Below are 14,454 nucleotides of genomic sequence, written 5' to 3'. Positions count from 1 at the left end.
CCGATGACGTCCCACGACCCAAAATCCTTCGCATCGACTGACCGTCTCATCCTGCGGGGATTCATTCCGGAGGATTTCGAAGCCTACAGCGCTTATCGCTCGCTGCCATCCGTTTATCGCTATCTCTATAGCGATCCGCCATCGGAACAGGAGATGCGGGAGCGTTTCGACGCCGGCTTCAATACGCGCCTGTCGGAAGACGGGGATATTCTCCGCTGCGCCGTCGTTCGGCGCGAGGATGATGCCCTGGTGGGTCAGGTCAGCCTGAAGCTTGCCAGCAAAGCCGCCCTTCAGGCCGAAGTCGGCTATATCTTCAATCCGGCCTATGCCGGCAAGGGTTATGCGACAGAGGCGGCCGAGGCCATCATCACCCTTGGCTTTGAAAGATTCGGCTTCCACCGGATTTTCGCGCGGCTAGACGCGAAAAACACGGGCTCCATCGGCGTCGTCGAACGGCTCGGCCTGCGTCGTGAGGCGCATCTGATTGAAAACGATCGTTTCAACGGCGTTTGGGGCGACGAATATGTCTATGCCGTGCTGAGCCGCGAATGGGCTGTACGAGCGCCGAATCGGGCGCGTTAATCTCCATTCGGTAAGATTTTACGAAAATTTTAGGTTAATTCTATCTTGCCGGGGATGGCCCGTTACGGCCGGCCGGAATTCCGATACAAGGCGGGCAATCAACAGTATTGCCTGCATGTCCATCGGCGTTCATTGACCATTTACGGGAACCCCAGCCGTGAACACCATAACTGTTGCCAGCTCCAAGTCGCTCGATCCATTGGACGAGACGGCATCGATCCAATCCGCTGCCACGACAAGGGCATTCGGACCGGATCTGTTGCGCGCGCTTGCCATCCTTCTCGTCATGCTGGTACATCTGCCGGCGGAGGCGACGCCGCTGCCGCTCGCCGCGATCAGGCCCTATGGCTGGATCGGTGTCGACATCTTCTTCGTGCTGAGCGGCTATCTCATCGGAAGCCAGCTGATGGCGGAGGTCGCCCGCCGCAATGCCATCGACTTCAAGACCTTCTATCTGCGCCGCGCATTTCGCATATTGCCGGCCTTTCTGCTCGTGCTTGCCGTCTACGCGCTTGTCCCCTCCCTGCGCGACGCGCCGGCGATGCAATCGGTCTGGCGGTTCCTGACCTTCACGGTCAATTTCGGGCTCGACCCACGCTCTGGCGGTGCCTTTGCAGAAGCCTGGTCGCTGGGCGTCGAGGCGCATTTCTATCTTATCCTGCCGATTCTCGTCGTCTTGCTGAAGCGGCGCGCAACGCCGGTTCTGATCGCCTGTCTCTTGGCGACAATCGTTATCGCCGGCATGGGCTTGCGGTTTGCCTTCTGGCAGAGCGAAGTTGGCCCTGCTACCGAAATACAGGCCTACAGGGAGGCGCTCGCCGCTTATCTCCGGGATGTCTATTACCCGACGTATAATCGACTGGATGGACTGACCTTTGGCGTCGTTCTGGCGGCGATCCGGCTCTTCAGGCCGCTGCTATGGGAACGATATATGTCGCCTTACATCGCGTTCGGCATCGGCGGCATGCTGGTGACGGCGGCGCTGGTGATCTTCTCCGTCCGCGGGCCTCTTGCGCAAACCAATCTGCCGCTTGTGTTTCAGCCTCTCGCAGGCACGGTCGTCGGTTTCCCGCTATTCTCGGCGGGCGTGGCCTTCGTTCTCGGCGCATTGGTCGATCTGCAGCCCAGGATCGCGCGCTGGCACCTTCCGGCCATATCCGGCATCGCAACGCTCTCCTACAGCCTCTACCTGACCCATAAGGGCATTTATCATCTCGACCGGATGGTGTTCGGCAGAGACAATCTTCTGGGGCTGTCGGGCTTCGTCATCTATCTCGCCACCTGCTTCCTTGTGGCGGCGACGCTCTGGTTTCTCGTCGAAAGAAACTTCCTGATCCTGCGGGATCATTTGCCGTCGCGTGCGCGGCGAAGCGAGGATGTCTAGCCCAGAAAGAAAAGGCGGCCGATCGGTCGCCTTCGTCGCCTATTTCTTTGCCCAGAGCACCTTGAAGCGGGCGTTACGGCAGGTCTCGCCGAATTCCCTGAAGTTTTCCGCCAGCACCGGCTCATAGGGCAGGCCGCGATTGGCGACCAGCATCAGCCGCCCGCCGCCACGCAGCGCCGAGGCGGCGGTCTTGATCATCGCCTGGCCGAGCGAAGGCTCGGCGGCGTGGCCTTCATGGAAAGGCGGGTTCATGATGATCAGGTCGTACTTGTCCTTCACCGGCTCGCTTGCCAGATCGTGCCAGAAGAAGCGCTGGGGGACCTTCGGGCAATTATCCAGCAGATTGGCGCGGGCGGCTTCCAGAGCGCCGTAGTGGGCCTCGTAGAGGTCGATGCGCGCGAGCCTCGGCGATTTGGTCGCAAGCTCGACGGAGAGATAACCCCAGCCGGCGCCGAAGTCGGCGGCATCGCCGGTAAAGTCGGTCGGCAGGCGCGAGGCCAGCAGCTCCGAACCGGCGTCGATCCGGTCATGGGAGAACATGCCAGGCGCCGTGGTGAAGCGATCCTCGACGCGCGTTGCCGGCTTCACCAGCTGCGCCGTCTGGGCCTTGACGTCGGCGGGACGCGTGAACCACAGGGCGACGCCGTGATATTTCGGCATGTGCTCGACGGTAAGGCCGAAGCCTTCGAGGCGCTTGCGAAGCGGCTGGATGCCGTCTTCCTTGCCGCCGGCGATGACGATGAGGCCACCCTCCTTCACGCGCGAAAGCGCTTCGGCGATATGGCTCTCGTTCTCGCCCTTGTGCTTGCCGCAGAGAACGAGCGCGCCATCATAGCTTTCGCCTTCGATTTCCGGCGTCACGTTGATGCGTTGCGCCTGCAGCTGGCGATAGAACGGCCTGAAGCCCTGGACGGCGGAAAGCTCGGCGGTAAATCCTTCAGGCAGCGCAAAGCCGGCTTCGGCGCCGAGAAACAGTATCCGCTCGCCCTCGCCGGGCGCATCTACGGTGCCGGAGGCAAAGGGATGAAACAGGGTCTTCAGGGCGTCGCGGCTCATGGGCGTGGTCTCGTCATGGGAATGGGTTTCGTCTGTCGGATATGCGCGGCATTTTCTGGTGCTTGCCCCTCACCCTAGCCCTCTCCCCGTTGTGACGGGGAGAGGGGACCACGGAGCAAGACAACATACCTCAACCCTGTAAGGAGAGGATGATCTAGCACAGTCGTTGTCCCCTCTCCCCGCACGCGGGGAGAGGGCTAGGGTGAGGGGCTGGGCACATAGCTTCAGCGAAAAGCAGGCTAGGCTGACAGCAATAATATAAAAAGGGCGCGGAAAATATCCCGCGCCCCGGAACCTGAGTGAAGGCGCAGCTTACTCGGCTGCGTCGTCCTTCTTCTTGTCGGCGGCGAGTTCCTGGCCGGTGGCCTGGTCGACGACCTTCATGGACAGGCGAACCTTGCCGCGCTCGTCGAAGCCGAGCAGCTTGACCCAGACCTTGTCGCCTTCCTTGACGACGTCCTGCGTCTTTGCAACGCGCTCGGAAGCGAGCTGCGAGATGTGGACGAGGCCGTCACGGGCGCCGAAGAAGTTGACGAAGGCGCCGAAGTCGGCGGTCTTGACAACAGTGCCTTCGTAGATCTGGCCGACTTCCGGCTCAGCGACGATCGAATGAATCCACTTGCGGGCCGCTTCGATCTCCTTGCCGGAGGACGAGGCGATCTTGACGGTGCCGTCGTCTTCGATGTTGATCTTGGCGCCGGTCTTTTCGACGATTTCGCGAATGACCTTGCCGCCGGAGCCGATGACTTCACGGATCTTGTCGACCGGGATGTTCATGACTTCGATGCGCGGAGCGAATTCGCCGAGCTGGCCGCGGCTCTCGGTGATGGCCTTGGACATTTCGCCGAGGATGTGGGTGCGACCGCCCTGTGCCTGGCCGAGAGCGACCTTCATGATCTCTTCGGTGATGCCGGCGATCTTGATGTCCATCTGCAGCGAGGTGATGCCGTCGGCAGTGCCGGCGACCTTGAAGTCCATGTCGCCGAGGTGGTCTTCGTCACCGAGAATGTCGGAGAGAACGGCGAAGCGCTCGCCTTCCAGGATCAGACCCATGGCGATGCCGGCAACCGGCTTGGCCAGCGGAACGCCGGCGTCCATCAAAGCGAGCGAGGTGCCGCAAACCGTTGCCATCGAGGACGAGCCGTTCGACTCGGTGATCTCGGAGACGACGCGCAGCGTATAGGGGAACTGTTCAGCCGTCGGCAGCATCGGGCGGATAGCGCGCCATGCGAGCTTGCCGTGACCGATTTCGCGACGACCCGGGGAACCCATGCGGCCGGTTTCGCCAACCGAGTAGGGAGGGAAGTTGTAATGGAGCAGGAAGCGCTCCTTGTACATGCCCGTCAGGCTATCGACATACTGTTCGTCTTCGCCGGTGCCGAGCGTGGCGACGACGATTGCCTGCGTTTCACCGCGGGTAAACAGCGCCGAACCGTGCGTGCGCGGCAGCAGGCCGACTTCCGAGACGATCGGACGAACGGTCGACAGGTCGCGGCCGTCGATGCGGCTCGAGGTGTCGAGGATGTTCCAGCGAACGATCTTGGCCTGCAGGTGCTTGAAGACAGCACCGATGACTTCGGCGGAGTACTTCGGCTCTACGCCTTCCGGCAGGAAGTGTGCCTTGACCTTGGCCTTGACGGCGTCGACGGCAGCGTAGCGCTCGGCCTTCTGCGTGTTCTTGTAGGCGGTGCGCAGCTCGGCTTCGGCGATGCCGAGCATTTCTGCTTCGAGTTCGGAATAATCTTCCGGCGTGAAATCGCGCGGTTCCTTGGCGGCAACTTCGGCGAGCTTGATGATCGCGTCGATGACGGGCTGGAAGCCGCGGTGGCCGAACATGACGGCGCCGAGCATGACGTCCTCGGGCAGTTCCTTGGCTTCCGACTCAACCATCAGAACGGCGTCCTGCGTGCCGGCGACGACGAGGTCGAGGGTCGACTCGTCCATCTCGTCGAGATGCGGGTTCAGCACATATTCGCCGTTGATGTAGCCGACGCGAGCGCCGCCGACCGGGCCCATGAACGGAACGCCTGACAGCGTCAGGGCAGCCGAGGTAGCGACCATCGACAGGATGTCGGGGTTGTTTTCCAGGTCATGCTGGATGACCGTGACGACGACCTGCGTGTCGTTCTTGTAGCCTTCCGGGAAAAGCGGGCGGATCGGGCGGTCGATCAGGCGGGAAACGAGGGTTTCGTTTTCGCTCGGACGTCCCTCGCGCTTGAAGTAGCCGCCGGGGATCTTGCCGGCTGCGTAGGTCTTTTCCTGGTAGTTGACGGTGAGCGGGAAGAAATCCTGGCCCGGCTTCGGCGACTTGGCGGAAACGACGGTGGCAAGAACCACGGTCTCGCCATAGGTGGCGACGACGGCGCCGTCAGCCTGACGGGCGATCTTGCCGGTTTCGAGCTTCAGCGGGCGACCTGCCCACTCGATTTCGACAGTATGGATATCGAACATATCTTGTCCTTACATTGTGCGGGAAAAGGCGCCGTCGCCGACGATTTCGGCAAGGCACATCTTCAACCACACGAAATGTGACGCATCACGGGCAAGACAACGAGAGGCTTTCGAAAGTCGGCCGAAGCGTCGAGCTTCGGCTGAAAGCATCCGGCAATCCTGCCCCATGACAGGTCAACGGTTGTTGTTGGCAGCGCCGGCCCATCCGGGCTGCCGGCAGCTTCGCATCGCGCAGACACAGGGCGCGAGGGAAGCTGGTCTCAAGGGTTCATACCCTTCATAAGCATCCGGCGGACGTTCAGGTGAACGCCCGCCGGAAATTCTATTAGCGACGGATACCGAGGCTGGTGATCAGCTTGGTATAACGGGCTTCGTTCTTCTTCTTGAGATAATCAAGAAGCGAGCGCCGGCTGGAAACCATCGTCAGAAGACCACGACGGGAGTGGTTGTCCTTCTTGTGGTCCTTGAAGTGGTCCGTGAGGTTGTTGATGCGCTCGGTCAGGATCGCAACCTGGACTTCCGGAGAACCGGTGTCGCCTTCGACGGTAGCGTATTCCTTGATCAGCGCAGCCTTGCGCTCAGCAGTGATCGACATCGGATAGTCCTTTCTATGAGAGGAAATTAAAGTCGCCAAACGCCGGGATGTCGTCCAGCATTGGCCGCGAATGCAATCAGGCATGCCTGATGCTGGCGCTGCCTATAAACCAAATGAGCGGCAATGGAAAGAGGCTTCTCCCCCAGGAGGTTTTCCGCGCGCTTCAGCGCCCCGCCATGGCATCCCGGATCATGGCATCATAGCCCTCCGGATCTTGCAGCATGGCGAAATGGCTTGCGTCCTTCAGGATAACGAGTTTCGCGCCCGGAATTTCCTTCGCCATCATCTGCGTATGGTCGAGCTTGACCGCCTCGTCATGGTCGCCGATGGCAAGCGTCACAGGCACCGAGATCTTTCCAAGGTCGGCTGCCGTCCACGCCGGTTGCGTCGCCCACATCTGCGAGATCTGATTGACAAAGGCGTCGTATTCGGTCGGCGTCGGGGACAGTTTCTTGTAATATTCGCCGGCGACATTGATGTAGTCGTTGAAGGTCTTGTTGTTCATGACATCGGGTTTTACCCCGTCGGTCGTGACATTCGCCGCCTGGGCGATCACGCGCGTCAGCTTGCCGGGGTATTTCATCGCCATGTCGATACCGATGATGCCGCCATCCGACCATCCGACGAGCGTTACCTTGTCGATCTGCAGATAGTTGAGGAGCGCGACGTAATCCGAGGTCATCAGATCGTAGCCGAACGGCTGCTGGCTACGCGTTGAGCGGCCGTGGCCGCGGCTGTCGGCAACTATGACCAGATGATCCCTGGCGAAATCGGCGACCTGGCGGCCCCAGATATCGGCATTTCCCAGTCCGCCATGGATGAAGAGGATCGGGTCACCCTCGCCATATTCGGCATAATACATCTTGATGTCGTTGACATCGGCCATGCCGCTCGTCTTCGGCTGCGGCACGGGCGGGAAAGCCGGTAGCCCGGCCCACCGCTCGGCGGAATGGGCGCTCGCAACTGTCAGGAACAACGAAAGGAACGCCAGTATACCGATCGCAACTCTGCGCATGTTCGCCCCTTTGAGCGGGCCGTCATGGCCCGCCGGGAAGCATATCGCATCGCTGTTGCCTCGCAATAGCCGCCTTTGTCCGGCGGACCGAATGGCGGTCAGCCGAACACGCGCTTGGGGCGGAATTCGCCCTGGCCGATCTCGCCGATCGCGATCAGCTTGCCGCGCGCCGTGGCATAGGCCTCCGTCTCGGCGACCGGCGCATCGCGGCCGCGCACGAGAATGGGGTTGCCCATCTTCAGGCGGTGTGCCTGGTCGTCGCTGATGACGAGATGCGGCAGCGAAGACAGGGCTTCGGCCGTGTCGATCAGCAGGGCATCGAGGGCTGCGAGCCGCTCGTCCGCATCCTCGATCTCTTCCAGCGCCACGAGATTGGCGAGCGGCACCATCGTCTCCTCGGCAAAGGGAGCGACGAAGCTGCGGCGCAGGCCGGAAATATGGCCGTAGCAGCCGAGCTCGCGGCCGAAATCTCGGGCAAGCGCGCGCACATAGGTACCCTTGCCGCACTCGACTTCGAAATGCGCCGTGTTGGCATCCGGGCAGGCAAGCAGCGTCAGGCGGAAAATCTCGACTTCGCGCGAGGGAATCTCGACCGTCTCGCCTTCGCGGGCCAGATCGTAGGCGCGCTCGCCGGCAATCTTGATGGCGGAGAACTGCGGTGGGATCTGCTGGATGATACCGGTATAGTTCGGCAGCAGCGCGCGAATGTCGTCTTCGCCCGGACGCTTGTCGGACGTGGCGGTCACGTCGCCTTCCAGGTCGTCGGAAGCGCGCTCCTCGCCCCAGGTCACGGTGAATTCATAGATCTTGCGGCCGTCCATGACATAAGGGACCGTCTTGGTGGCATCGCCGAGCGCGATCGGCAGCATGCCGGAGGCAAGCGGATCGAGCGTACCGGCATGGCCGGCCTTCTGGGCCTTGAACAGCCACTTGATCTTGGAAACGGCTTCGGTCGAGCCGAAATCAACCGGCTTGTCGAGGATGAGCCAGCCCGAAATCGGGCGGCCCTTGGGCTTGCGTTGCTTGGACATTCTCTGTCTCTGTTATTGATCTTGGTCGTTGTCGTCTTCGAGATCGCGGCTGACCTCGGGCGAGCGCAGCAGCGCGTCGATCTTCTTGTAATTGTCGAAGCTCGTATCGTCGCGGAAGCGAACTTCCGGCATGTACTTCATCTGGCGAAGCTGCGGACCGAGGCGGCCGCGGATATATTTCGCATGGCGGTTCAACGCCTCGATGACGGCGGCATGGTCGGAAACGCCGAGCGGGGTCACAAAGGCGGTCGCGATCTTCAGATCCGGCGACATGCGCACTTCGGAAATGGAGATCACGGTGCGCTCGATCAGGTCGTCGCGCACTTCGCCGCGCTGCAGAACCTGCGTGATCGCTGAGCGCACCTGCTCGCCGACGCGAAGCATGCGCTGCGAGGGCGCGGAAGAAGTTGGTCTGGTCATGGTTGTTCCGTTAGCAGCGTCCCGTGGACGCGATAAAGGGGGTCAAATGACTCGATCCGGCGCAAAGGTCAAGGCTGGACAGGGTTTGCGGCCCGCCAGAAGCCGAGAATCCTCGCGAAAGCGGCCTGTTGCACCGCCTGGGAGGCGAAGGCGGATGCCGGGATATAGGCCGCGAAGGATTCGAGATCGAATTCGATCCGTCCGTCGCGAAGACCAATATCGATGATCTCGCCCCAGGCGAGCCAAATCGATGACTGCTTTGAGTTCCAGGTGGCGCCCTCGGGTGTAATCGTCACGATGACGTGGACATCGGGGCGTATGCGGGCCTGCATCGCCGCCAGACGCCGCCTCCCCAGCCAGCGGGAATAGATCAGGATCAGTGCGTAGAGGATCAGCGTCGGCACGAGCCAGATGATCGCCATGTCGCCTTTGCCGATCGACGGCGACAGACCAAAAACCGGAATGAACAAGTATTCGCGCAGGAGATGGAAAGAGACGGGCAGGGCGGCGCCGACGACGATCGCCGATACGAAGAACGCGGCGCCTGTGCTTTGCGCATTTCGGGATTGGCGAGCAGCAAAGCGCCGACCCGCTTGCCGCATCACGGCCACATGCTCCGCCGGCTGGCGAGCGAAGGAGACGGTGATGGCATGATCGTCTTCAGATCCTGTGGTCATGGCGGCAGCTCATCGTCACTCGGTTGCACCAAAGAAAAAACCGCCGGGCTTGGCCGGCGGTTTTGATATTTCGCAAATCGAAAGATCGCTTAGAGCGTGCGGGTGATGTGCTCGACGCGGAAGCATTCGATCGTATCGCCGGCGCGAATGTCTTCGTAGTTCTCGAAGGCCATACCGCATTCCTGACCGACATTGACTTCCGACACTTCGTCCTTGAAGCGTTTGAGCGTCTTGAGCTTGCCTTCGTGGATGACGACGTTGTCGCGCACCAGGCGGACGCCGACGCCACGCTCGACCTTGCCCTCGGTGACGCGGCAACCCGCGACCTTGCCGACCTTCGTGATGTTGAACACCTCGAGGATCTCGGCATTGCCGAGGAAGGTCTCGCGACGCTCCGGCGAGAGCAGGCCAGACATCGCTGCCTTCACGTCATCCACGAGGTCGTAGATGATGTTGTAGTAGCGGATCTCGATGCCCTGACGTTCGGCGAACTGACGTGCCTGCGCATTGGCGCGGACGTTGAAGCCGATGATGGCCGCATTCGAGGCTTCCGCCAGCGACACATCCGACTCGGTGATCCCGCCTGCGCCCGAATGAACGATACGGGCACGAACTTCGTCGGTGCCGAGCTTGTCGAGAGCGCCGGCAATGGCTTCGATCGAGCCCTGCACGTCGCCCTTGATGACCAGCGGGAATTCCTTCACGCCGACAGCCTGGAGCTGGGTCATCATCTGCTCGAGCGAGCCGCGCTGACCGGACAGGCGGGCAGCCGCCTTGTCGCGGGTGAGGCGCTGGCGATATTCCGAGATCTCGCGGGCGCGGCTTTCGCTTTCGACGACGGCGAACTTATCGCCGGCCTGCGGTGCGCCGGAAAGGCCGAGCAGTTCGACCGGCATGGCCGGCCCCGCTTCCTTCACATGCTCACCCTTGTCGTTGACCAGCGCGCGCACACGGCCCCACTGATCGCCGGCAACGACGATCTGGCCGGGACGTAGCGTACCCTTCTGCACGAGCACGGTGGCGACGGAGCCGCGGCCGCGGTCGAGCTGGGCTTCGATGACGGTGCCTTCCGCCGTGCGGTTCGGATTGGCCTTGAGGTCAAGGATTTCCGATTGCAGCAGGATGGCTTCGAGCAACTTGTCGAGATTGGTGCGGTTCTTCGCGGAGACTTCCACGTCGAGCACTTCACCGCCCATGGATTCGACGAAGACTTCATGCTGCAGCAGTTCCGTGCGGACCTTCTGCGGGTTGGCTTCGTGCTTGTCGATCTTGTTGATGGCGACGATGATCGGAACACCCGCCGCCTTCGCGTGGTTGATCGATTCGATCGTCTGCGGCATCACGCTGTCGTCGGCTGCAACGACCAGGATCGCGATGTCGGTCGCCTGGGCGCCGCGGGCGCGCATCGCCGTGAAGGCGGCGTGGCCGGGTGTGTCGATGAAGGTGATCTTCTGACCGTTCTGTTCGACCTGATAGGCGCCGATGTGCTGGGTGATGCCACCGGCTTCGCCGGCGACAACGTTTGCATGGCGGATGGCGTCGAGCAGCGAGGTCTTGCCGTGGTCGACGTGACCCATGATCGTGACGACAGGCGGACGGGAAACCAGTTCGCCTTCTTCGTCGGCAACGTTGAAGATGCCCTGTTCGACGTCGGATTCCGAAACGCGCTTGACAGTATGGCCGAATTCGCCGGCGATGAGTTCTGCCAGATCGGCGTCGATGACGTCGCCCGGCTTCATCATCTGGCCTTCCTTCATCAGGAACTTGATGACGTCGACGGCGCGTTCTGACATGCGCTGCGACAGTTCCTGAATGGTGATGGTCTCCGGCAGCACGACTTCACGCGAGATCTTCTCGCGCGTTTCCTGCATCTGGCTGCGGCGGAACTTCTCCTGGCGGCGGCGCATGGCCGAAAGCGAGCGGCCGCGAGCGCTGCCGTCTTCGTCGACATTGGCCGTGGTGACCGTCAATTTGCCGCGGCGGCGTTCTTCGTCGGTTTTCGGACGAGTCGTGACCGGCTTTGCCGGCTCAGGACGCGTGACCTTGCCGCGTATCGGAGCACCACGAGGCGGGCCGCGATCGGTCTCTTCTTCGTTGACCCGACGGCGGTTGGCCGGTGCCTCGGCAGCAGCAGCGCCTGGGCGTGCCGGCTGCGGAGCCGCGTCCGGACGCCGCGCAACGACTGGAGCCGCGGCCGGCTGGACTGCCGCCGGCTTCGGTGCTTCCACCGGCGCGGGCGTCTCGACCTTGGCTTCAGCAGCGCGGGTGGCTTCTTCGGCGGCGCGGCGGGCAGCTTCAGCCTGTTCGGCGATGCGGCGTGCCTCATCTTCCTGACGGCGGCGTGCTTCTTCCTCGGCACGGCGCACGGCGTCCGCGGCATCGCGGGCCTGGGCGTCGGCAAGGGCGCGGCGGCGGGCATCCATTTCATCGGCGGACAGGTGGTTCAGAACCACCGGACGCGACGAGCGTTCCTGCTGCGGGCGCTGCTGATGGTTCTGGTTAGGCTGCCCCGGCCGCTGCTGCTGGCCACCGGGCTGATGAATGCGCGGAGCCGGCTGCGGCGGGCGCGGCGGTTGCGGCGTCGGTTCCGCAACCCGCGTCACGGATGGCGCTGCGGCTGCCGAGCCGACGATCGGCTTTTCGTCTTCGGGGCGTAGAGGGCGGCGTTTGCGGGTCTCAACCACGACCGCCTTGGTGCGACCGCGGCCCATATCCTGGCGCACGGTGCCCTGGTTCACGCCTGAAGGCTTCAGGGTGAGGGTCTTCTTACCCGATGCACTCAGCGTCTTGTCGTCTTGATTGTCGGTCATTCCGTTCCTGTTCCTTCGGACAGGGCTCGGAAATGTCCGTCAGACCCTGTCGTTCAATGCATGTACCTTAATGAGGCGTCCGGCAAAGGCCGGTGACCGCGTCATTGTTTTCGCCGGCCAGCGCCGCCCGTTGCCCGGGACTGACCGCCGTTGCGGTACCGTTCGAGCAGGTTTGCGCGCTTCACTACACCCTCACCCGCCTGCCCTGCAAGCGCTGCGGCATGGATAAAAGCATTCTGGCCCATCAGTTCTTCCATTTCCGCCTCCGTAAAGACACGGAACGACGGTATTTCCTCTTCGGTCTCCATGCCGAGATGCCAGGCCTTGCGAGCCTGATCGATCTTGCGCACGCCATCGGCGGCGGCGTCGATCGCATGGAATACGGCCCGTGCCGAACCATTGCGAACCGCGCCGTCGACCTTCGACGAGCCATTGACGAACTGGCTCGCTTTGCGCGCCATGTGCATCATCCCGGCAAGCTGCGCCACAAGGAGGCGGTCGACGATGGCGCCGAGATCGCTCGGTGCCGTCACCTCCGCCTTCAAGGCGCGAGAAAACAATTTCTTCGCCACTGCCTTGTCCACCAGCGCCCGGTCGAGCTTGACCCAGCAGCCGCGTCCCGGCAGCTGCCGCTTCAGATCGGGAACAACGGTCCCGTCAGGAGCGGCAACGAAGCGGATCAAGTCGTCGGGCGATCCGCTTTCGCGTGTTACGATGCACATCCGGCCGTTTGCGTCGTCACCCCCGAGATCATCGTTCTCGGGAGGTGCGCTCGGCCCCTCGGTGATCGTCATGCTTGTTGCTCGGCTTCATCCTCCGCGGCGACCTCTTCGGTCTCGGTGGCGAGATCGGCTTCGGTGATCCAGCCGGCCAGCAGGCGGGCCTGCACGACCATCTGTTCGGCTTCGACGCGCGAGACTTCGAGCTTCGAGAACAGGCCTTCGAACTTCTTCGTCTCGCCGTTCTTGCGCTCGGACCAGCCGACGAGGTCGTCGGCGGCGCAGCCGGCGAAGTCTTCGATCGTCTTGATGCCGTCCTCGCCAAGCGCGACCATCATCTGTGCGGTCATGCCGTTGATCTCGCGCAGTTCGTCGGCCACGCCGAGCGCCTTGCGCTTCTCGTCCATTTCGGCCTCGAGCTTCTCGAGATATTCGCGGGCGCGCGTCTGGATTTCCTGGGCGGTGTCTTCGTCGAAACCGTCGATGGAAGAGATTTCGTCGAGATCGACGTAAGCCAGCTCCTCGACGGCGGCAAAGCCCTCGGAAGCCAGAACCTGACCGACCATTTCGTCGACGTCGAGTGCGTCCATGAACAGGTTGGTGCGCTCGTTGAATTCCTTCTGACGGCGCTCCGATTCCTCGGCTTCCGTCATGATGTCGATATCCCAGCCGGTCAGCTGCGATGCGAGACGGACGTTCTGGCCGCGGCGGCCGATGGCGAGCGACAGCTGTTCGTCCGGCACCACGACTTCGATGCGCTCTGCGTCCTCATCGAGAACGACCTTGGCGACTTCGGCCGGCTGCAACGCGTTGACGACGAAGTTCGCCGGCTCGTTGGACCAGGGAATGATGTCGATCTTTTCGCCCTGCAGTTCGCCGACGACGGCCTGGACGCGCGAACCGCGCATACCGACGCAGGCGCCGACCGGATCGATCGACGAGTCGTTCGAGATGACGGCGATCTTGGCGCGCGAGCCCGGGTCGCGGGCAACCGACTTCACCTGAATGATGCCGTCGTAGATTTCAGGCACTTCCATGGTGAAGAGCTTGACCATGAACTGCGGATGCGTGCGCGACAGGAAGATCTGCGGGCCGCGCTGCTCGCGACGGACGTCGTAGACATAGGCGCGGACGCGGTCGCCATAGCGGAAGTTTTCGCGCGGGATCATCTCGTCGCGACGGATGATGCCTTCGCCGCGGCCGAGATCGACGATAACGTTGCCGTATTCGACGCGCTTGACGGTGCCGTTGACGATTTCGCCGACGCGATCCTTGAATTCGTCGAACTGGCGGTCACGCTCGGCTTCGCGCACCTTCTGCACGATGACCTGCTTGGCCGACTGGGCAGCGATGCGGCCGAAATCCATCGGCGGCAGCGGATCGGCGATGAAATCGCCAAGGGCTGCGTCCGGGTTGCGGTCGCGGGCCAGTTCCAGCGGGATCTGCGTGGAATAGTCCTCGGCCTTCTCGACGACTTCGAGCAGACGCTGCAGGCGAATTTCGCCGGTCTTCGGGTTGATGTCGGCGCGGATGTTCGATTCCGTGCCGTAACGCGAGCGCGCGGCCTTCTGGATCGCATCCGCCATTGCGGCAAGCACGATCTCACGGTCGATGACCTTTTCGCGCGCCACTGCATCTGCGATCTGCAGAAGTTCTAGCCGGTTCGCACTGACTGCCATTGTCTTTAGTCTCCGTCTTCCTGCCTTCCGGGTTC

The 14,454-nt window shown here is 62.3% G+C and carries 12 protein-coding genes; 2 read left to right on the top strand and 10 right to left on the bottom strand.

Going from position 1 to position 14,454, the window contains the following annotated elements; genetic code table 11:
• Positions 1 to 3 precede the first annotated feature (3 nt).
• Positions 4 to 582 carry a GNAT family N-acetyltransferase gene (locus ACIQWP_RS29415; protein ID WP_402795371.1) on the top strand — a complete coding sequence of 193 codons (579 nt, stop codon included), beginning with the start codon at positions 4 to 6 and terminating at the stop codon, positions 580 to 582.
• A gap of 157 nt (positions 583 to 739) precedes the next feature.
• Positions 740 to 1,966, top strand: coding sequence for an acyltransferase family protein (locus tag ACIQWP_RS29410; protein ID WP_402795368.1), 1,227 nt, complete (start codon positions 740 to 742; stop codon positions 1,964 to 1,966).
• A gap of 39 nt (positions 1,967 to 2,005) precedes the next feature.
• Here ACIQWP_RS29410 and ACIQWP_RS29405 read toward each other — a convergent pair whose 3' ends face one another.
• The 10 genes from ACIQWP_RS29405 to nusA all read right to left on the bottom strand — a co-directional run bounded on the left by ACIQWP_RS29405 (position 2,006) and on the right by nusA (position 14,419).
• A complete protein-coding gene (locus ACIQWP_RS29405; protein ID WP_402795365.1) occupies positions 2,006 to 3,022 on the bottom strand; it encodes a class I SAM-dependent methyltransferase in 1,017 nt (338 codons plus the stop codon).
• Between the two features lie 312 nt (positions 3,023 to 3,334).
• Positions 3,335 to 5,473: a polyribonucleotide nucleotidyltransferase gene (gene pnp, locus ACIQWP_RS29400; protein ID WP_402795362.1), complete on the bottom strand. Its 2,139-nt coding sequence runs from the start codon at positions 5,471 to 5,473 to the stop codon at positions 3,335 to 3,337.
• Positions 5,474 to 5,798: 325 nt separating this feature from the next.
• Positions 5,799 to 6,068 carry a 30S ribosomal protein S15 gene (rpsO, locus tag ACIQWP_RS29395; RefSeq protein WP_402795360.1) on the bottom strand — a complete coding sequence of 90 codons (270 nt, stop codon included), beginning with the start codon at positions 6,066 to 6,068 and terminating at the stop codon, positions 5,799 to 5,801.
• A gap of 163 nt (positions 6,069 to 6,231) precedes the next feature.
• Positions 6,232 to 7,083 carry an alpha/beta fold hydrolase gene (locus ACIQWP_RS29390; protein WP_402795357.1) on the bottom strand — a complete coding sequence of 284 codons (852 nt, stop codon included), beginning with the start codon at positions 7,081 to 7,083 and terminating at the stop codon, positions 6,232 to 6,234.
• 98 nt (positions 7,084 to 7,181) lie between these two features.
• The gene (gene truB, locus ACIQWP_RS29385) at positions 7,182 to 8,114 is read right to left on the bottom strand and encodes a tRNA pseudouridine(55) synthase TruB (RefSeq protein WP_402795355.1); all 933 of its coding nucleotides are present in this window, start codon (positions 8,112 to 8,114) and stop codon (positions 7,182 to 7,184) included.
• A gap of 12 nt (positions 8,115 to 8,126) precedes the next feature.
• Positions 8,127 to 8,534: a 30S ribosome-binding factor RbfA gene (gene rbfA / locus ACIQWP_RS29380; protein ID WP_092720337.1), complete on the bottom strand. Its 408-nt coding sequence runs from the start codon at positions 8,532 to 8,534 to the stop codon at positions 8,127 to 8,129.
• 68 nt (positions 8,535 to 8,602) lie between these two features.
• Entirely contained in the window at positions 8,603 to 9,211 is a 609-nt protein-coding gene (locus ACIQWP_RS29375; protein WP_402795351.1) for a hypothetical protein, read from the bottom strand.
• A gap of 89 nt (positions 9,212 to 9,300) precedes the next feature.
• Positions 9,301 to 12,021: a translation initiation factor IF-2 gene (infB, locus tag ACIQWP_RS29370; protein WP_402795348.1), complete on the bottom strand. Its 2,721-nt coding sequence runs from the start codon at positions 12,019 to 12,021 to the stop codon at positions 9,301 to 9,303.
• Positions 12,022 to 12,122: 101 nt separating this feature from the next.
• Entirely contained in the window at positions 12,123 to 12,815 is a 693-nt protein-coding gene (locus ACIQWP_RS29365; RefSeq protein ID WP_402795345.1) for an RNA-binding protein, read from the bottom strand.
• Entirely contained in the window at positions 12,812 to 14,419 is a 1,608-nt protein-coding gene (nusA, locus tag ACIQWP_RS29360) for a transcription termination factor NusA (protein WP_402795342.1), read from the bottom strand. Before nusA ends, ACIQWP_RS29365 begins: the two co-directional genes overlap by 4 nt.
• Between the last annotated feature and the right edge of the window lie 35 nt (positions 14,420 to 14,454).

The sequence above is a fragment of the Rhizobium sp. NPDC090279 genome, assembly GCF_044769665.1.
Taxonomy (GTDB): domain Bacteria; phylum Pseudomonadota; class Alphaproteobacteria; order Rhizobiales; family Rhizobiaceae; genus Rhizobium.
This window is presented reverse-complemented; position numbering and strand designations above follow the sequence as displayed.

Bases quoted from the DNA above. Each gene is read 5' to 3' on its own strand.
- ACIQWP_RS29415 (WP_402795371.1), top strand. From the start codon at position 4: ATGACGTCCCACGACCCAAAATCCTTCGCATCGACTGACCGTCTCATC.
- ACIQWP_RS29405 (WP_402795365.1), bottom strand. From the start codon at position 3,022: ATGAGCCGCGACGCCCTGAAGACCCTGTTTCATCCCTTTGCCTCCGGC.
- pnp (WP_402795362.1), bottom strand. From the start codon at position 5,473: ATGTTCGATATCCATACTGTCGAAATCGAGTGGGCAGGTCGCCCGCTG.
- rpsO (WP_402795360.1), bottom strand. From the start codon at position 6,068: ATGTCGATCACTGCTGAGCGCAAGGCTGCGCTGATCAAGGAATACGCT.
- ACIQWP_RS29390 (WP_402795357.1), bottom strand. From the start codon at position 7,083: ATGCGCAGAGTTGCGATCGGTATACTGGCGTTCCTTTCGTTGTTCCTG.
- truB (WP_402795355.1), bottom strand. From the start codon at position 8,114: ATGTCCAAGCAACGCAAGCCCAAGGGCCGCCCGATTTCGGGCTGGCTC.
- rbfA (WP_092720337.1), bottom strand. From the start codon at position 8,534: ATGACCAGACCAACTTCTTCCGCGCCCTCGCAGCGCATGCTTCGCGTC.
- ACIQWP_RS29375 (WP_402795351.1), bottom strand. From the start codon at position 9,211: ATGACCACAGGATCTGAAGACGATCATGCCATCACCGTCTCCTTCGCT.
- infB (WP_402795348.1), bottom strand. From the start codon at position 12,021: ATGACCGACAATCAAGACGACAAGACGCTGAGTGCATCGGGTAAGAAG.
- ACIQWP_RS29365 (WP_402795345.1), bottom strand. From the start codon at position 12,815: ATGACGATCACCGAGGGGCCGAGCGCACCTCCCGAGAACGATGATCTC.
- nusA (WP_402795342.1), bottom strand. From the start codon at position 14,419: ATGGCAGTCAGTGCGAACCGGCTAGAACTTCTGCAGATCGCAGATGCA.